Raw genomic sequence first — 16,474 nt, 5'->3', positions numbered from 1 at the left:
CCGATCCCGGGGCCGTGCCTCACTGCGGGTGGCGGAGCCCCGCGAAGAACCCCTCCTGGATCCAGTTCGGGTACGCGACAGGCAGCTTGGTGGCCTCGTCCAGCTCGGCGAGGTCCTGCTCGGTGAGCGTGAGATCCGAGGCGGCGATGTTGTCCACCAACTGCTCGTGCTTGCGGGCCCCGACGATCACGCTCGTCACGGCCGGCCGGGACAGCAGCCAGGCGACCGCCACCCGGGCCGGGCTGACCTCGTGCCGCTCGGCGACGCCCTTGAGCACGTCGACCACGCCGAAGGCGGTGTCGGGGTCGAACGGCGTGAAGCTGGCGTAGCCGGGCTGGGCGCTGCGGGCGCCGCTGTCGGCGACGGCACCGTCCCGGCTGACCTTGCCGGAGAGGAAACCACCGGCGAGTGGGCTCCACACGGTCAGCCCGATGCCCGCGTCGAGCACCATCGGCACCACGTCGCGTTCCACGTCCCGACCGAGCAGGGAGTAGTACTCCTGCACCGAGACGAAGCCGGCAAGCTTCTCCCGGGCGGAGATGCCAAGTGCCTTGGACAGCTGCCAGGCGGCGTAGTTGGCGGCGCCGATGTAGCGGACCTTGCCCTGCCGGACCGCGTCGTCGAGCGCGCGCAGCATCTCCTCCATGGGGGTGACCTGGTCGAAGTTGTGGATCTGGTACAGGTCGATGTGATCGGTGCCCAGCCGGCGCAGGCTGTCCTCCAGGTTCTGCATGATGTGCAGCCGGGAGGTGCCGACGTCGTTCGGGCCGGGGCCGGTGCGCGAGTGCACCTTGGTGGCCAGCACCACGTCCCGACGCCGCTTGCCGAGCGCCCGACCGAGCAGTTCCTCGCTCTCGCCGTCGCTGTAGCCGTCGGCGGTGTCGACGAAGTTGACGCCCGCGTCGAGCGCGGTGTCGACAAGCCGCTGCACCTCGGGCAGCGCCAGCCCACCGAGGGTGCCCCAGAGCGGGTGCCCGCTGCCGCCGAAGGTCATCGCACCGAGCGAGATCTCCGAGACGTACACCCCGGTGGTGCCCAGCAGTCGGTACTTCACGTGTCGCTCCTCGTGGTGCGGGGTTCGGAGGCCTCGGGCACTCCCTGGTCACAGTGTCGGACAGTGTGTCCGGCAACGAGCGTACGTCGCCGATCCGACCCCCGGCCACCAGGCCTTAAGATCCGGCTATGCCCTCGATCACCCGCCGCCGCCCGAGCAACCCCGACGGGCGAGCCGCAGTCGAAGCGCGGGTGCTGACGGCCACCGAGCGGCTGCTCCAGCAGGGGGCTCGTTTCACCGACCTCGGCGTCCAGCGGATCGCCGCCGAGGCCGGGGTGGCGCGGTCGACCTTCTACACCCACTTCCGGGACAAGAGCGAGTTGCTCATGCGCCTCGCCGGCACCATGCGGGAGAGTTCCTTCGGCCGCACCGGCGAGTGGAACCCCGGCGGTCCGGGCGATCCGCTCGCGCTGCTGACCGAGATCTTCGCCGACGTGATCCGGATATACCGGACATACGCCCCGGTGCTGGCAGCCGTCAGCGAGGTCGCCGCGTACGACGAGGTGGTCCGGGAGTACTGGGCGGCGGGGTTGGAGCAGTTCGTCACCCGCACCGCGCAGGTGCTGCGCGCCGAGCAGGAGGCCGGACGCACCCCCGCGAGCATCGACGCGGAGACCGCGAGCCGGTTGATCGTGGTCGGCGGCGACCGCTTCCTGGCCGACCACGTCAGCACCACCTCGGCCGACCCCGAGACCGACGCGACTGCCGCCCGGGAGTTGGCCGCGACCTGGTGGTACGGCGTCTACCGCCGCCCCGCCTGATTGTTTCGGCCCCTCCAGATCGACCGATCCACTCCGGCTCACGGAAGTCGGGGCATCCCTGCCACCCGGACACCCCGACTTTGCCGATCTCGTGTCGATCATTCCTGCTAGCCGATGCCTTCAGGCCGCAGTGGGGCCGAACTGTTCGGTGAAGCGCCCGGTGAACAGGTCCACGCCCTTGTATTTGGCGACCGTCGCGGCGGGTACGACGGCCGGGCCGTCGGGCGTGGGCATCTGGCCGACACCGTGCCGCGACCCGAGCGGGATCAGGATCATGGGATGGGGCATCGGTTGATAAGTGGCCGTCGGCTGCCCGCCACTCAGCTGCGCGGTGATGTTCCGCGCCACGACCTCGGCGTGCTGCAACGCGTACGCGGCCATCTTGTCCTCTGCGACATCGGTGAGGTCGCCGATCGCGTAGACGTGACCGAGGACGTCGTCGGGCCCGCGGACGTTGAGGGTTTCCGTGACGGACACCTGCCCCTGCGGGGTGGGCGTCGTCAGCCGGCCGTCGGCGAGATAGTCGCTGTTGATGCGCACGCCGAAGGCGCGGAACCAGATGTCCGCGGTGATCTCGTCGCCGTCGGTGGTGGTGGCCGTGAAGGTTGCGGCCCGATTGGCGTCGGTCGTCAACGGTGCGGCCAGGCTGGTGCCCAGCCGCACCTGGATGCCCAGCTCGTCGAGCTGCCGGTGCAGGTCATCGCGCATCTCGGGCTTGAAGCCGGGCAGCAACTGCCCAGCCGGATCGACGAGGGTGACGTGCTTGTCCGGCCAGACCTCCTTGATCTCACCGGCCAGTTCCAGTCCGACCGGCCCGGCGCCGAGGATCAGGACCCGTTCGGCGCCGGCCAACTCCTTGTTGGTCTGACGCAGGTCGTCGAGCGCCGCGTCAATGGAGTCGGCGTTGAGCCTGGCCGGGTAGGCGTAACTGGAACCGGTGGCCAGCACCAGATAGTCCGCCGCGACACGCTGACCTGAGGCGAGCGTGACACCACCGGAATCCACCGAGACCGCTCGATCCCGGATCACCGTGCCCCGCTGGAGAACGGTGTCGAAGGGAAAGAAGATATTGCCGGCCCACTCGGGCCGGACCAGCGCCCGAAGCGCCCCGGCGACGTTGACGAACGCGTCCCGAGGGTCAATGAGGACGACATCGGCCACCGACTCCAGCGCCTTGGCGACCGCCGTACCCCCGTAACCGCCGCCGACGACCGCAACCGTACGACTCATGACTCAACTCCCACCGACCAGAGATTTCCGCTCGACCGCTGTCGAGCGCCGCCCTCAACGGTCGTGAGCTGGCACGATTTCGGGGAGGCCGGCCTGAGGCTGGTAGTGGCAGGGACACCATCCGATTGGCCGACGTTGTTACCTTCGGACGGTGAGCAACAACGAACTCGGGCTGTTTCTGCGCGTCCGGCGTGAGGCGGTGACTCCGGCCGAGGTGGGACTACCCACCGGGCCACGTCGGCGCGCCGCCGGGCTGCGCCGCTCCGAGGTGGCGGCCCTCGCCGACGTGAGCGTGGAGTACGTCACGAGACTCGAACAGGGCCGCGACCGCCGACCGTCTCCGCAGGTGCTCGCCGCACTCGCCAACGCACTCCGGTTGACCCGCAACGAACGCGTCCATTTGCACCGCCTCACCAAGGCGGCCGGTCCCGGCTTCAACTGCCGAGGCCAGACCACCCCGGCCCGCTCGGTACGCCCAACCGTGCGGGCACTGCTCGACCGGCTCGAACCCACGCCCGCGGTGCTGCTCAACCAACTCAGCGACATCCTCGCCCACACCGCCGGTTTCGCGCGGCTGGCCGGACCGACCGGGATGCTTGACGCGGCCGAGCCCAACCTCGCTCGGTTCGTCCTCACCGACAGCCGTGCCCGCAGCGTGTACCCGGACTGGGACCACATCGCCGACGAGCAGGTCGCCGCCCTCAAACAAGGCCCGTTTCGGGCATATCCGCCGATGGCCGCGCTGGCGGACGAGCTGACCGTCACCGCCGGCGACGCCTTCACCCATCGCGTCGACACGGTTCCCGGCCTGGCGCAGCCCAACGGTGTGTTCCGGCTGGCGCATCCCGAGGCGGGCCTGCTCCGGCTCGCGTACGAGACCCTCGAACTTCCCGCCGAGGACGACCAACGTCTGATCGTCCACCTGCCTGCGGACGCGGCGACCTCCGCCGCGCTCGACCGGCTCAACGGCAAACACCCGCAGCCGCTACGCCTCGTGGCCGGGTGACGCCGACCGCCCCGATTCGGGGCGGCCGGCAGGCACGGGTCAGATCATCGTCTGGGACTTGGCCTCCATGTCGGCGGCGGCCTCCTCCTTGGACTCGCGGGTCAACGGCTTGCCGCCCGGGGCCGGGGCCTCACCGCCGAGCGGGTCCGCGCCGCCGGTGGCACCCTGCGGGCCGGCACCCCGCAACTGCGTGTTGGGCAGCGTCAGGGTGACCACCACCGCCACGATCGCGATCAGGCCGGCGGTCAGGAAGACCATGTCCAGGGCGTCGACGAAGGCGCCCTGGATGGCCGCGCGTACCGGCCCCGGCAGGGCCAGGATGGTGGCCGGATCGTTGATCGAGATGTTGGCGCCGCCACTCGCCGCCACGGCGGCCTGCTCCTGCGGCGGAAGCTGCGCGATCGCGCCGGGCAACCGGTCGCCGAGCCCGCTGGCCAGCCGGGACGAGAGCACCGTGCCGAGGATCGCCACTCCGAACGAACCACCGAGCGACCGGAAGAACGTCGCCGAGGACGTGCCCGCACCCAGGTCGCGGACCGAGACCGCGTTCTGCACCGCCAGGATCAACGACTGCATACACAGACCCAGACCGATGCCGATCACCACCATGAACCCGAACGCCGCCCAGAGGGAGGTGCCCACCTCCAGCCGGGTGAACAGGAACATGCCGACCAGCAGGGTCACCGAGCCGGCCACCGGGAACCACTTGTACCGGCCGATCCGGGTCATCGCGCGACCGGTCAGGATCGAGGTGATGATGATGCCGGCCATCATCGGCAGCATCAGCAGACCGCTGCGGGTCGGCGAGGCGCCCTTGACGATCTGCAGGTACAACGGGATGAAGATGATCGAACCGAACATCACCAGACCGATGATGAGAAGTGCCGAGTTCGCCAGGGCGAAGGTGGCGCTCCGGAACAGCCGCAGCGGCAGGATCGGCTCGGCCACCCGGGCCTCCTGGAGGACGAAGAGCACCCCCAGCACCGCACCGACGACGAAGAGCGTGATGATCACACCCGAGCCCCAGGCGTACTCGTTGCCACCCCAGCTCAGCGCGAGCAGCAGCGAACTCACCCCGGCGACAAGCAGCCCGGCACCGAGCCAGTCGATCGAGTGGTCCCGGCGTTCGAACGGGATCAGCCGCATCACGTGGTAGCAGACCACGATGGCCAGGATCGCCAGCGGCACGTTGATGTAGAAGATCCACCGCCAGTCGGTCTCCGCGAAGTAACCACCGACAAGCGGCCCGGCCACCGACGAGATCCCGAAGACCGCGCCGAACAGGCCCTGGTAGCGCCCACGCTCCCGCGGTGACACCACGTCCGAGATGATGGTGAACGCGAGCGTCAGCAGACCACCGGCGCCGAGACCCTGAATGCCCCGGGTCACGATCAACTGGGTCATGTTCTGCGACAACCCGGCCAGCAGCGACCCCACCAGGAACGTGCCGATCGAGAAGAGGAAGACCGGACGGCGCCCGTACAGGTCGGCCATCTTGCCGTACAGCGGCGTCGACGCCGTCGAGGCGAGCAGGTACGCGGTGACCACCCACGAGTAGTGGTTGATCCCACCCAGCTCCCCGACGATTGTCGGCAGGGCCGTACCGACGATTGTCTGGTCGAGTGCGGCCAACAGCATGCCGGTCATCAGGCCCAACATGAGCAGCCGGATCTGCTGACGATTCAGCACCGGCGCGGCGGAGGCTTCGGTGGTCATGTGGCCTTCTATCCCGAACGCCGCGGAACATGCGCCCAACCGCGAAAAACCCACCCCACCCGAGGGGTGGGGTGGGGCGGGTTGGTGGGCTCAGGCGGCGAAGGCCTGGGTGATCTGCTCGCAGAAGGCGGGGAGGTCGTCGGGTTTGCGGCTGCTCGTCAGGTTGCCGTCGGTGACGCACTCCTCGTCGACCCAGGTGGCGCCGGCGTTTGTCAGGTCGGTCCGCAGGCTGGGCCACGACGTGATCCGCCGGCCGCGCACCACGTCCGCCTCGATCAGGGTCCACGGACCATGACAGATCACCCCGACCGGCTTGCCCGCGTCGAAGAACGCCTTTACGAACTGCACCGCGTCCGGGTCGCTCCGCAGGAAGTCCGGGTTCGCGACACCTCCGGGGAGCACCAGCGCGTCGTAGCCGTCGGCGTCCGCCTTGTCCGCCGTCACATCCACGTCGTACGTCTTCGACTGGTCCAGGTGGTTGAAGGACTGGATGGACCCGGGCTTGAGCGAGACCAACTCGACCGTCGCGCCGGCGTTCTCGACCGCCTCCCGCGGCTGGACGTACTCGACCTCCTCGACGCCGTCGGCGGCCAGGAAGGCGATCCGCTTGCCCTGTAGTTGCGCTGCCATCTCGCTGCATCTCCTTTCCGGGGTTCTCCCATTTCCCTTCCCGCCTCCGGACGTCCGAAACGGCCCAGCCGGGCAGGAACGGCACGGTGGTGACGAAGCCGCAGGTCAGGCACGGGCCAGGTTTGGCCGGGAGGGCGCTGGGGACCCCGGGAGGCATGGCAGGAGCAGCAGCGGAACAGCGCCGGCTCGCCACCGTCGTGGAGAGCTGGCTCGAACGCCCAGTCCTGATCGTCGGTGACGCCATGTTGGACGAGTGGCGGTTCGCCGACTCCGACCGGCTCTGCCGAGAGGCGCCCGCACCGGTCCTCACCCTGCGCCGACGGATCTCCGCCGCCGGTGGGGCCGCGAACACCGCGGTCAACGTCGCCGCCCTCGGCGGCCGGGCGGTGCTGGTGGCACCGGTCGGCGCCGACGTGGCCGGCGACGAGCTGCACGACTGCCTGGACCGCGCGGGCGTCTGGGACCGTACTGTCAACCAGCCCGGACGGCCCACCCCGGTGAAGCGGCGGATGCTCGCCGGCAACCAGATCCTGCTCCGCGAGGACTCCGGCGACGCGGACGACGCGCTCGACCCGGAGGGCGTGAACCGGCTGCTCACCGCCCTGAGCTGCGCCACCGAGGAGCTGCGCGCCGCCGCCGGCGGGGAGGCGCCGACACTTGTGGTCTGCGACTACGGCCTGGGGGCGCTGTCCGCGCCGGTCCGCGCGTGGCTGGTCGAGCAGCGCGAGCGGTACGCCACTGTCGCGCTGGACGCCCACGACCTGGCCGACTGGCGGGGCCTCGCGCCGACAGTCGTCACGCCCAGCTTCGCCGAGGCGACCCGGCTGCTGGCCCGGGCCGGCGGCCCGACCCGACCGACAGCTGGCACCGAACTGCACCTGGAGCACCCGCACGGCGACCCGGCCGACGGCCCGTCCGAGCTGACCGTGGGCGCGGCCCCGGGCGGGGTACGCGCCGACGACGTCACCGTCGACCACCCGGGGCCGGTCGGTGAGCCCACCCCGGGCGAGGACCGGGTGGCCCTCACCGGCGACGGGCTCAGCGTCACCGGCACCGGCGTCACCGTGAACACCCGGGCCGGGGAGGGCGTGGACCGGGCCGTCCTGGCCGAGTCGCGCCTCGCGGAGCTACGCGCGCACACCGGTGCCGACGTGGTCGCGGTGACCCTGGACACCGAGGGGGCGGTGGTGGGTGGCGCCGACGGGGAGCCGCGGCGCAGCCACAGCACCCCGGTCCCGGCGAGCCACGCCGTGGGCGCCGGCGACGCGTACCTGGCGGCGATGACGTTGGCCCTGGCCGCCGACGCCCCGCTGCCCACCGCCGCCCAGCTCGCCCAGTTGGCGGCCACCATCACCGTCTCCGACACCGGCACCTGCGTGTGTCGGCGCGAGGATCTGCTCACCGCGCTCGGCCAGCCGACCGAGACCATGAGCCATCCCGCCCTGGTCGGCAGCGACGAGCTGGACGCGATCGTCAGCGAGTACCGCGAGGCGGGACGGTCGGTGGTCTTCACCAACGGCTGCTTCGACGTGCTGCACCGGGGGCACGTGCGCTACCTGGAGCAGGCCCGCGCACTTGGTGACCTGCTGATCGTGGCGGTCAACTCGGACGGCAGCGTACGCCGGCTGAAGGGCCCGGACCGGCCGGTCAACCCGGTCGAGGACCGGGGTGCCCTGCTCGCCGCCCTCGCCTGTGTGGACCATGTGGTGGTCTTCGAGGAGGACTCGCCCGCCGCGCTGATCGAGGCGGTCCGGCCGGACATCTACGTCAAGGGTGGGGACTACCCGCCGGAGCTGGTGCCGGAGGCCCCGCTGGTGCGCCGGCTGGGCGGCCAGGTGCACACCCTGGGGTACGTGCCGGACCGGTCCACCTCGGCGATCATCGAGCGGATCCGGTCCCACAGCCAGGACCCGTCGCCACCCGTCGACGAGCGGGAGCCCGACCCGTCGCTCAGCTCCCGCACCCAGGCGTCGTGAACCGCCCCCTCGACCTCGGCACCCCGGCGGACTTCCGCGCCGACCGGCTTGTCGACGTGTTGATTCCGACCAGGAACCGGCCGGCCGAGTTGGCGGTCACCCTGGGCGGGCTAGCCGCTCAGGACGGGGTGCCCGGGTTCGGGGTGGTGGTGAGCGACCAGTCCGACGGGGATCCCGCGTACGCGCACCCCGCCGCGGCCACCATGGTCCGGGCGCTGCGGCACCGGGGCCACCCGGTGCTGCTGACCCGCCGGTTGCCCCGCCGCGGGTTGGCCGAACACCGGGCGTACCTGCTCGCCGCCTCGACCGCCCGGTACGTCCTCAGCCTCGACGACGATGTCTGGCTGGAACCGGGGACGCTGCACCGGCTGGTGACGGCGATCGGCGAGCTGGGCTGCGGCTTCGTCGGCAACGGCGTGCACGGGCTCTCGTACGCCGACGACAGGCGGCCGGAGTCGCACGCGCACTACGAGGAGTGGACCGGCCCGCCGACGCCGGAGCGGATCCGGCCGGACACCCCGGAGTGGAACCGCGCCCGGATCCACTCGGCGGCCAACCTGCTGCACATCACCGAGCGGTTGGCGCTGCCGGCGGGCGCGTGGCGGGCGTACAAGGTGTCCTGGATCGGCGGGTGCGTGCTCTACGACCGGGCCAAGCTCGTCGACGCCGGCGGCTTCGACTTCTGGCGTCGGGTGCAGGAGAAGCACCAGGGTGAGGACGTGGCCGCGCAGCTCGCGGTGCTGGCCCGCGACGGCGGTGCGGGCATCCTGCCCAGCGGCGCGTACCACCTGGAGTCCCCCACCACCGTCACCGACCGGGACGTGGAGGCGTGGGAGGTCGTGCTGGCCGACGAGGACACCCCGCAGCCGGCCTGAGCTACGGGGTGAGCAGGTCCCGGGCGGCTTCCAGCACCTCGACCACCGGAACGTCCGCCACGAAGGAATCCTGGTGTGGGCACTCGCCGTCGCCCGGCCGGTGCGGATAGATGCCCGGTGTGCAGTCCACCCCACACATCGGACAGTGCACGGTCCACGAGCCGATCGGCCGGTGCCGGCCGCGCAGCGGGCTGGCCCCGTTGATCAGGTTGCCGACCCAGAAGATGCCCACCGTGGGTGCGCCCACCGCGGCGGCCACGTGCAGCGGGCCGGTGTCGTTCGAGACGACCAACGCGCAGTCGGCGTAGCAACCCAGCAGCCCACCGAGGCTGAGCGTGCCCACCTGTGGGCGCACCGGCACCCCGGCCGCCGCGACGACGCGGTCCACCACCTCCTGTTCCGAGGGGGTGCCGGTGACCAGCACCTCGTAACCGTCGCCGTGCAACGCACGGGCCACCTCGGCGAACCGCTCGGCGGGCCAGCGGCGGCGGGTGTCGGTGGCACCCGGGTGCAGCGCCACCCGGGGCCGGTCGGGCGGGCCGAGCACCTGGGCGGCCTCGGCTCGATCGGCGTCGGTCACCGCAAGCGTCGGCGTGATGGTGGTCGCCGGCGCTCCCACCAGCCCCACCACCTCCAGGTAGCGGATCACCTCGTGCTGGTAGTAGACGTAGCGGAGCCACCGGTCCAGCGGCGGCGCGTCGTCGGCGCGGAGGCCGACTGTCACCCGGGCACCGAGGCGACTGATCAGCGGGTTGGAGTTGGCGCCGCCACCGTGGATCTGCACCGCGAGGTCGAACCCGGTCGCGGCGGCCAGGAAACCGTCGATCGACGACTCCGGCTCCCCCGGCTCGGGGGCACGGATGCCGGGCGCGGGCGGCACCACGAGCACCCGGTCCACCGGGCCGGGCCGGTCGCGCCAGAGCTTCGCGTGCCACGGCGCTCCGAGCAGCACGATCTCCGCCGCGGGGTACGCGGCACGCAACGCGTCCAACGCCGGCAGGACGAAGATGAAGTCGCCCAGGGCGTTGGCGCGCAGCACCCCGATGCGCCGCACGTCTTCGACTAGCCCGGCGGTCGGGCCGAGCATGGACGGAGTGACCACGCAGCCCGCTACGTCCGGTCGACCTCGCCGGCGGTGTCCGGGCGGTGCAGCTCCCGGTCCGCGGCGGGGTCGGCCGGCATCGGCGTACCAGTGGAGAGATTGCCGGAGCGCGGCCCGGTGCGACCGACGGTGATGGTGCGCGGCGCGGGCCGGGTGGCCCGGGGCAACCGGACCCGGAGCAGGCCATGATCCATGACCGCGTCGATGGCGTCCGGGTCGACCCGCGACGGCAGGTTGACGCGGTATTCGAAGCCGCGGGTCTCGAAGCCGCCCGGGATGCCCTGGTCGGCGTTGACCTCCGCCTCGGAGCGGGCCCGTACGCACAGTTCGAGATCGTCCAGCTCGACCGCGACCTCCTCCGGTGCCACCCCGGGCAGTCGGACGACGACCTCCCAGCCGTCGGCGGTCTCGGTCAGCTCGACGTCTGACGCACCGGCCCGGCCACCGACCAGGCGGCTCAGCTCGGCGCGCAGCGACTGCAGCTCCCCCATCGGGTCCCAGCCCTGCTGCCGGCCGCCGCGCCAGCCCCGGCCGAATCCGCCGCTCTGCTGCTCGCTCATCACACCTCTCCGATCCGCTGCCTGGCCGCGGGCGGCCGTAGTGAGCTGGGTGCGTCCAAGCCGGCCTCCCGGTCGACGCCCACACCGAGCCGGTCGACCAGCTCGCCGCCCAGCCAGGCGCTGATGCCGAGGATCCCCACCGCGACCACCTCGATGGCGACGAGGGCACCGCCCGCGGCCCGGGAGTCGGCGTTGAGCCGGACGACCCACACGGCGGCGAAGAGCAGGATCACCGCGACGTTGGCGGCGGCGTGCAGCAGACCCACCCGCTTGGCCCGGGTGCCGGTCGGGATGGCCAGCAGGTCGAACGAGCCGGCCGCCGCCGCGAGGAGACCGCCGATCAGGCCGACGGTGATGTTCCAGTACGCGACCTCGCCGAGGAGATCGGGGCCACCGACGGTATCGATCACGTCGAACAGCACCGCCGTGGCCAGTAGGGCCACCGGGAACATGACAAGCATCGGATGGACTGGGTGACCCAGCACCTTGAGTCGGCTTTCCATCTCCCGGCCTCCACTGGTCGGCGTCCTGCGGAACGGTTCTCGTGCGGCGGGCGCGTCGGTGAGGCCCTACCCCCGGCAACCTGGCACAAACCTCACCCTGGTCAGGGCGGCCTAGGCTGACAAGCGGCGGTGCCCGCCAACGGGTCAACGCCTGAGGGAGGATCACGTGACGGTGGAGATCACTTCGCACGAGGAGCTTCGCGACCTGCTCGGGGTGCCGAACGCGCGGGCCGCCAACAAGGAACGCCGCCGCCTGCACGAGCGGGACCGCGAGTGGCTCGGCGCGTCGCCGTTCTGTCTGCTGGCCACCGCCGGCGCGGACGGTAGCTGCGACGTCTCGCCCAAGGGCGACCCGGCCGGCTTCGCCCTGGTGCTCGACGACACGACGATCGCCCTGCCGGAGCGGCCGGGCAACAGGCGGGCCGACGGGTACCGCAACATCCTGGACAACCCGCACGTCGGGTTGCTCTTCCTGATCCCGGGCCGCACCGACACGTTGCGGATCAACGGGCGGGCCCGCCTGGTGAGCGACGCGCCCTGGTTCGACGACATGATGGTCAAGGGGCACCGGCCGGTGCTGGCCGTGGTGGTGGAGATCGAGCAGATCTTCTACCACTGCGCGAAGGCGTTCCTCCGGTCCGAGCTGTGGCAGCCGGAGACCTGGCAGCCCGACCTGCTGCCGTCCCGCGCCCGCCTGATCAAGGAGGTCGAGGCGCCGGTGGAGAGCCTGGGGGACCTGGAACGGTACTACGGCCCGGAGTACGCCAAGAACATCTACGCCTGACTCCGGCCTCGGCCAATTCGGCGACTGCGTCGAGACCGGCTGCGCGAATGACTCCTGGCTCACCCAGGTTGGGAGGGTGTCGTCTGGCATCATTCGGACGGCGAAGCTGAGGCGTCGCGACTTCCCCCGCTGATCTAGCGTCTCCGGCGTGGGCGTTGATGAATGGTTGGCGGACACCCGTGCTTCCTACGACACCGTCGCGGCCAGTTACGCACGCCTGGTGAGCGGCCTGCTGGCGGAGGCGCCGCACGAACGGGCGGCGCTGAGGCTGTTCGCCGAGCTCGTGGACGGCGTCGGTGGCGGGCCGGTCGCGGATATGGGCTGCGGGACGGGACGCATCACCGCCCACCTGCACACGCTCGGCGTCGACGCCTTCGGGATCGACCTCTCACCCGGGATGATCGCCGTGGCCCGCCGCGATCATCCCGGCCTGAGGTTCGAGGTGGGCTCGATGACGGATCTCGACCTGGCTAACGGGTCGGTCGCCGGCCTGATCGCCTGGTATTCGCTCATCCACATCCCCGACGACCAGCTCGGCGCGGTGTTCGCGCACTTCCGGCGGGTGGTGCGTCCGGGTGGTCCGTTGCTGCTCGGCTTCCATGTGGGCGACGAGACGACGCTCAAGACGGAGGGCTACGGCGGCCACCCGATGAGGGTGCACGTCCACCGGCGTCAGCCGGCCCAGATGGCGGCCTGGCTGCACGCCAGCGGATTCCGGGTCGAGTCGCAGACGACTCTCACCTCACCGGAGAGCAGGCTCGGCGGCATCATCTTCGGACGACGAGAGCCCTGATCATCGTTGCCAGCCCTCCAGGACCCCTGTTAGCCTGAAACTGCGAACGCTGTTAGCAGTATGGCCGACCTGAATGAGGAACTGATGACGGACGACGCGCGGCCCGTCTGGGTGCTCGGTGGCGGCGGAGTGACGGGCATCGCCTGGGAGGTGGGCGTCCTCGCCGGACTCGCGGACGAGGGGGTGACGGTGACCCCGGAGGCAGTGCTCATCGGCACGAGTTCCGGCGCTGTCGTGGGCGCCCAGATCGCCAGCGGAACCTCGCTCGGCGAGCTCTACGAACGTCAACGCCAGGGCGTGGCCCACGAGACCTCGACCGGACTGGGCCTCCTCGACCTCCTGCGCCTCGCGCGAGCGCAACTGTTCGCCCGGACCCCCGAGCAGGCCGCCCGCCGCCTCGGTCGCCTCGCTCTCGCCGAGCGGATCGACGATCCGTCGCGGCATCGGCGGATAGCCGAGGCCCGCCTGCCGGATCACTCCTGGAAGGACGCGGACCTGCGCATCGTCGTCGTCGACGCGGATTCGGGCACCAGCCGCACCATCACCCGACACGACGGTGTCTCCCTCGTGGACGCCGTCGCCGCGAGCTGCGCCATGCCGCTTTCCAGCGCACCGGTGACCATCGACGGCCACCGGTACATGGACGGGGGCATGCGGTCGACCCTCAATCTCGATCTCGCTCCCGGGAACGGCCCGGTGATCGCCCTCGCGCCGAGCACCGCCGCGATCGGACCGTGGGCGCGCATCGGTGGGCAGCGAGCCGCACTCGGCGAGGGCCGCCGGGTCGAACTCCTGCTGCGGGACCCGGCCTCCAAGCGAGCGCAGGGGCGGAGCGTGATGGACAGGTCCGTCGTGCCCGCGCTGGTGGCCGCCGCTCGGGACCAGGGTCGACACGAGGCGTCCCGGGTGGCCGCCGCGCTCTCCACGGCCAGCCACCCGTAGGCCGGCCCGGCGTCAGTAGCCGATGCTCATCAGGTCGGGGGTGTCGTCGTCGCCACCACCACCGGGCCGCGTGTCGGTGCCCCGGTCCTGATAACCGCGCCAGTACGCCTGCTGGGGTGCCCGGGCCACCGAGATGACCACGACCTTGATGCCTCCGGCCAACTGCCGGCTGTTGACGATGACGGCGGCTACCGAAACGGCTGCGGCGATGGCGCCAACGGCGAAAGCTCGGCCGGACACCGCGCCGTCCCAGTCGATCGCGGCGACCAGCACTGTGGCCAGCCAGCAGAGTCCGGCGACGGCGATGACGACATTCGCGGCCTTTGACTGAGTGCGAGTATCCACGAGGGGCTCCGATCTGCGCTGGGGCGGCGGTACGAGGGGATCTGAGGTCGGGTCACCTCCAGCCGGGCGCACACCGGGCGGCTGGCATCGGAAACGCCACCCGTCACGCGGCGGGTGAGCCACATCAGGCCGGGCGGGGGCCCAGGTCCGGTCCTGCCACCTGCGGGACATCGGAGCGGGGCAGCAGTCAACAGAGACGCTGCGCGGGGGACGGAACGAACGCAGCGACCAGAGCTCTCGGCGGGTGAGCGGCGGGGTCAGTGTGCCACCCGCATCCGGCACCCCGGCGACGAAACGACGACGCACCGGGAGGGCTGGGGTCGCACCAGGCCGCGACGGGGATGCCACACCAGAAAGGGCGATGCCCTGTTCGAGCAACACGCAGCCTCCCCCCGGTAGGCGTCGTCCGGATCCACGTGGGTACCGGGCTGCCGCGCTGACCTGCCGGGATTGGGCCGGAGGAGAGATCGGCAGATGGACATGATCTCGCACCCGTCGAGCTGAAGCGAGTCCACTGCCCGGACACACGCTTTCCTCGGCGGGCTGGTTGCGCTCACCCAGGGACGACGAAGCCGGCCCCACCCAGGATGGGCAGAGCCGGCAGAAGGTGGTCGCTGCCCGGTGGCGCGTCGGGTCACCGCAGTGACCGGACCCGCCTCATCAGTTGAGGTTCATCCTGGCGCAGGGAACCCAGTGGCCGACCGGGTAGCCCGGTCGCCGGCCCACCAACCCGCACGGCAGCGGTGCCTGCGGGACACCCAGCCGGGGAGCGATGGTGTTGTAGGCCAGCCGGCCCATCACCGTGTAACCGCCAGGCGTGGGATGCACGCCGCACTGGTCCAGATAGCCCTCCGGGATGGGCTGGTAGTCGATCCAGGTTGGTACGCGGTCGCCGTACTCGTCGATCACCAGCATGCTGCGGTAGATCGCGTCATTGACCTTGGCTTCGCTCGCCGGGAGCCAGGCCGGGCTGGGACCCGGTGGGGTCGTGCAGCCGTCGGTGCCGTGCCCGGAGCTGTACTGCACCCAGGACGGGTACATGAGGACGTCCGGGTCCAGATCCAGCGCCGTGTCGAAGAGCGCGCGGTAGGTGCTCTCGAAGGCGGCGATCTGCGCCGAGGTGGCATTCGACAGGTTGTTGTTGGTTCCGCAGTTCAGCAGGATCAGGTCGGGTCGGTGCGTGGTCACCAGGCCCGCCATCCGCGACGACCAGTAGTTGCAGGTCGTACCTCCGGCGGCTGCGACGACAAACTCGTGCGGTACGCAGAACTGGTCGAGCAGCCAGCCCAACTCCTCGCGGTAGCCGGCCGTCTCCGATTGGGTCATCGTCGCGCCCCCGGTGATCGAGTCGCCCACGGTCAGAATCTTCACAGTGGGCCGCCCCGGCTCTGGGCACGCGGCGGCTGCCGTCTGGGCGGCGACTGGTGTCCCCGAAGGGATGGACAGGCCAACCGCCACGAGGACGAGGGCGATGGCACCCACCAGCACACGACGTATTTTCATTGACTCTCCCCCGCCACCGACACGACGACCCGCTCGCCGTGGACCAGATCCGGCACTGTTATTGCCGTTCATGGCACTGACGGTACCGCGCTCGCCACTCAGTGCCAAGTGTGGCAACAGGGCGTACTTTCGGCTTGTGGTGTTCGGCCCTTGTCGACGCCGCTGCTCTACGTAACTCCAGCAGGGCTGGGATGGATGGGCCGCGCGGTCGACCGTGAGCCAGAGCCGAACGTGGCACTACACTCGGGTCCGGCAACGGAGTCCCACACGCGGCACTTACGATCACCCTGTGTCAGCGAGTGCCAGCCAAGATCCCCGCGTCATCGCGTTCGCGCGGTTCATCAAACGCGCCCTCGACGAGGCCGTACGGGAACGCGCCATGTCCATCGAGGACGTCGAGCAACGCACCGGCATCGGTCGATCGACGATTTACCGATGGCGCCGGGCCGAGATAGCGAACCCGCAGCGCACCCAGGTCCAGCAGTTCTGCGACGGCCTCGGCATCCCGCGCTCGGTGGCCTCGCAGATACTGGGCTGGGACGGCGCTCCGCCCTCACCCACACCCGACCCGAGCACCGACCCGGACCTGCGGGCAGTCGCTCGCATCCTGATGGATCCCAACGTCTCGGCGGAGGAGAAGACAGTCATCCGCGCGACGCTGCAACACCTGGCCCGCCGCAGGTGATCCCGGGCG

The 16,474-nt window shown here is 70.9% G+C and carries 17 protein-coding genes; 8 read left to right on the top strand and 9 right to left on the bottom strand.

All coding sequences use genetic code 11. The features are described 5' to 3' along the window. Nucleotides 1–19: 19 nt before the first annotated feature. The gene (locus AB0F61_RS21005; RefSeq protein ID WP_357812103.1) at nt 20–1,054 is read right to left on the bottom strand and encodes an aldo/keto reductase; all 1,035 of its coding nucleotides are present in this window, start codon (nt 1,052–1,054) and stop codon (nt 20–22) included. A gap of 128 nt (nt 1,055–1,182) precedes the next feature. On the opposite strand from AB0F61_RS21005, the gene AB0F61_RS21000 reads away from it, so the two are divergent. Next, on the top strand, nt 1,183–1,815 hold the full coding sequence (locus AB0F61_RS21000; RefSeq protein ID WP_357812101.1) for a TetR/AcrR family transcriptional regulator: 633 nt from the start codon (nt 1,183–1,185) through the stop codon (nt 1,813–1,815). Between the two features lie 120 nt (nt 1,816–1,935). Here AB0F61_RS21000 and AB0F61_RS20995 read toward each other — a convergent pair whose 3' ends face one another. Beyond that, nucleotides 1,936–3,045 carry an FAD-dependent oxidoreductase gene (locus AB0F61_RS20995; protein WP_357812099.1) on the bottom strand — a complete coding sequence of 370 codons (1,110 nt, stop codon included), beginning with the start codon at nt 3,043–3,045 and terminating at the stop codon, nt 1,936–1,938. A gap of 151 nt (nt 3,046–3,196) precedes the next feature. Here AB0F61_RS20995 and AB0F61_RS20990 point away from each other — a divergent pair, with 151 nt between their 5' ends. Then, nucleotides 3,197–4,051: a helix-turn-helix transcriptional regulator gene (locus tag AB0F61_RS20990; RefSeq protein ID WP_357812097.1), complete on the top strand. Its 855-nt coding sequence runs from the start codon at nt 3,197–3,199 to the stop codon at nt 4,049–4,051. A 39-nt stretch (nt 4,052–4,090) separates the two neighbouring features. Here AB0F61_RS20990 and AB0F61_RS20985 read toward each other — a convergent pair whose 3' ends face one another. Together AB0F61_RS20985 and AB0F61_RS20980 are read right to left on the bottom strand one after the other, a co-directional pair. Beyond that, nucleotides 4,091–5,767: an MDR family MFS transporter gene (locus tag AB0F61_RS20985; protein WP_357812095.1), complete on the bottom strand. Its 1,677-nt coding sequence runs from the start codon at nt 5,765–5,767 to the stop codon at nt 4,091–4,093. Nucleotides 5,768–5,857: 90 nt separating this feature from the next. Further along, entirely contained in the window at nt 5,858–6,397 is a 540-nt protein-coding gene (locus tag AB0F61_RS20980) for a type 1 glutamine amidotransferase domain-containing protein (RefSeq protein ID WP_357812093.1), read from the bottom strand. Between the two features lie 155 nt (nt 6,398–6,552). Here AB0F61_RS20980 and rfaE2 point away from each other — a divergent pair, with 155 nt between their 5' ends. Continuing rightward, nucleotides 6,553–8,373, top strand: coding sequence for a D-glycero-beta-D-manno-heptose 1-phosphate adenylyltransferase (gene rfaE2, locus AB0F61_RS20975; protein WP_357812091.1), 1,821 nt, complete (start codon nt 6,553–6,555; stop codon nt 8,371–8,373). Beyond that, on the top strand, nt 8,370–9,248 hold the full coding sequence (locus tag AB0F61_RS20970) for a glycosyltransferase family A protein (protein WP_357812088.1): 879 nt from the start codon (nt 8,370–8,372) through the stop codon (nt 9,246–9,248). Before rfaE2 ends, AB0F61_RS20970 begins: the two co-directional genes overlap by 4 nt. Nucleotide 9,249: 1 nt before the next feature. On the opposite strand, the gene AB0F61_RS20965 is transcribed toward AB0F61_RS20970, so the two are convergent. Genes AB0F61_RS20965 through AB0F61_RS20955 form a run of 3 tightly spaced genes read right to left on the bottom strand, consistent with a single transcriptional unit; the run spans nt 9,250 to nt 11,413 of the window. Beyond that, nucleotides 9,250–10,350, bottom strand: coding sequence for a glycosyltransferase family 9 protein (locus tag AB0F61_RS20965; RefSeq protein ID WP_357812086.1), 1,101 nt, complete (start codon nt 10,348–10,350; stop codon nt 9,250–9,252). A gap of 8 nt (nt 10,351–10,358) precedes the next feature. Then, complete coding sequence (locus AB0F61_RS20960) at nt 10,359–10,910, bottom strand: Hsp20/alpha crystallin family protein (RefSeq protein WP_357812084.1); 552 nt, start codon at nt 10,908–10,910, stop codon at nt 10,359–10,361. Further along, the gene (locus tag AB0F61_RS20955; RefSeq protein WP_357812082.1) at nt 10,910–11,413 is read right to left on the bottom strand and encodes a DUF2231 domain-containing protein; all 504 of its coding nucleotides are present in this window, start codon (nt 11,411–11,413) and stop codon (nt 10,910–10,912) included. Before AB0F61_RS20955 ends, AB0F61_RS20960 begins: the two co-directional genes overlap by 1 nt. A gap of 166 nt (nt 11,414–11,579) precedes the next feature. Here AB0F61_RS20955 and AB0F61_RS20950 point away from each other — a divergent pair, with 166 nt between their 5' ends. The 3 genes from AB0F61_RS20950 to AB0F61_RS20940 all read left to right on the top strand — a co-directional run bounded on the left by AB0F61_RS20950 (nt 11,580) and on the right by AB0F61_RS20940 (nt 13,932). Continuing rightward, on the top strand, nt 11,580–12,197 hold the full coding sequence (locus tag AB0F61_RS20950; RefSeq protein WP_357812080.1) for a pyridoxamine 5'-phosphate oxidase family protein: 618 nt from the start codon (nt 11,580–11,582) through the stop codon (nt 12,195–12,197). 148 nt (nt 12,198–12,345) lie between these two features. Beyond that, nucleotides 12,346–12,990 (top strand): class I SAM-dependent methyltransferase, encoded by a 645-nt coding sequence (locus AB0F61_RS20945; RefSeq protein WP_357812078.1) that lies wholly within the window; start codon nt 12,346–12,348, stop codon nt 12,988–12,990. Between the two features lie 84 nt (nt 12,991–13,074). Next, nucleotides 13,075–13,932 carry a patatin-like phospholipase family protein gene (locus tag AB0F61_RS20940; protein WP_357812076.1) on the top strand — a complete coding sequence of 286 codons (858 nt, stop codon included), beginning with the start codon at nt 13,075–13,077 and terminating at the stop codon, nt 13,930–13,932. A gap of 12 nt (nt 13,933–13,944) precedes the next feature. On the opposite strand, the gene AB0F61_RS20935 is transcribed toward AB0F61_RS20940, so the two are convergent. Together AB0F61_RS20935 and AB0F61_RS20930 are read right to left on the bottom strand one after the other, a co-directional pair. Beyond that, nucleotides 13,945–14,277: a hypothetical protein gene (locus AB0F61_RS20935; protein ID WP_357812074.1), complete on the bottom strand. Its 333-nt coding sequence runs from the start codon at nt 14,275–14,277 to the stop codon at nt 13,945–13,947. A gap of 660 nt (nt 14,278–14,937) precedes the next feature. Further along, nucleotides 14,938–15,780 (bottom strand): SGNH/GDSL hydrolase family protein, encoded by an 843-nt coding sequence (locus AB0F61_RS20930; protein WP_357812072.1) that lies wholly within the window; start codon nt 15,778–15,780, stop codon nt 14,938–14,940. A gap of 289 nt (nt 15,781–16,069) precedes the next feature. Between AB0F61_RS20930 and AB0F61_RS20925 the strand changes: the two genes are divergently transcribed. Next, entirely contained in the window at nt 16,070–16,465 is a 396-nt protein-coding gene (locus AB0F61_RS20925; RefSeq protein WP_355027340.1) for a helix-turn-helix transcriptional regulator, read from the top strand. Nucleotides 16,466–16,474 lie beyond the last annotated feature (9 nt).

Origin of the sequence: Micromonospora sp. NPDC023888 (genome assembly GCF_040639415.1) — a bacterium.
In the GTDB taxonomy this organism is placed as follows: Bacteria; Actinomycetota; Actinomycetes; order Mycobacteriales; family Micromonosporaceae; genus Micromonospora.
This window is presented reverse-complemented; position numbering and strand designations above follow the sequence as displayed.

Excerpts from the sequence above, each read along its gene's own strand:
- AB0F61_RS20955 (WP_357812082.1), bottom strand. The coding sequence starts at position 11,413 with ATGGAAAGCCGACTCAAGGTGCTGGGTCACCCAGTCCATCCGATGCTT.
- AB0F61_RS20930 (WP_357812072.1), bottom strand. The coding sequence starts at position 15,780 with ATGAAAATACGTCGTGTGCTGGTGGGTGCCATCGCCCTCGTCCTCGTG.
- AB0F61_RS20980 (WP_357812093.1), bottom strand. The coding sequence starts at position 6,397 with ATGGCAGCGCAACTACAGGGCAAGCGGATCGCCTTCCTGGCCGCCGAC.
- AB0F61_RS21000 (WP_357812101.1), top strand. The coding sequence starts at position 1,183 with ATGCCCTCGATCACCCGCCGCCGCCCGAGCAACCCCGACGGGCGAGCC.
- AB0F61_RS20995 (WP_357812099.1), bottom strand. The coding sequence starts at position 3,045 with ATGAGTCGTACGGTTGCGGTCGTCGGCGGCGGTTACGGGGGTACGGCG.
- AB0F61_RS20960 (WP_357812084.1), bottom strand. The coding sequence starts at position 10,910 with ATGAGCGAGCAGCAGAGCGGCGGATTCGGCCGGGGCTGGCGCGGCGGC.
- AB0F61_RS20940 (WP_357812076.1), top strand. The coding sequence starts at position 13,075 with ATGACGGACGACGCGCGGCCCGTCTGGGTGCTCGGTGGCGGCGGAGTG.
- rfaE2 (WP_357812091.1), top strand. The coding sequence starts at position 6,553 with ATGGCAGGAGCAGCAGCGGAACAGCGCCGGCTCGCCACCGTCGTGGAG.
- AB0F61_RS20985 (WP_357812095.1), bottom strand. The coding sequence starts at position 5,767 with ATGACCACCGAAGCCTCCGCCGCGCCGGTGCTGAATCGTCAGCAGATC.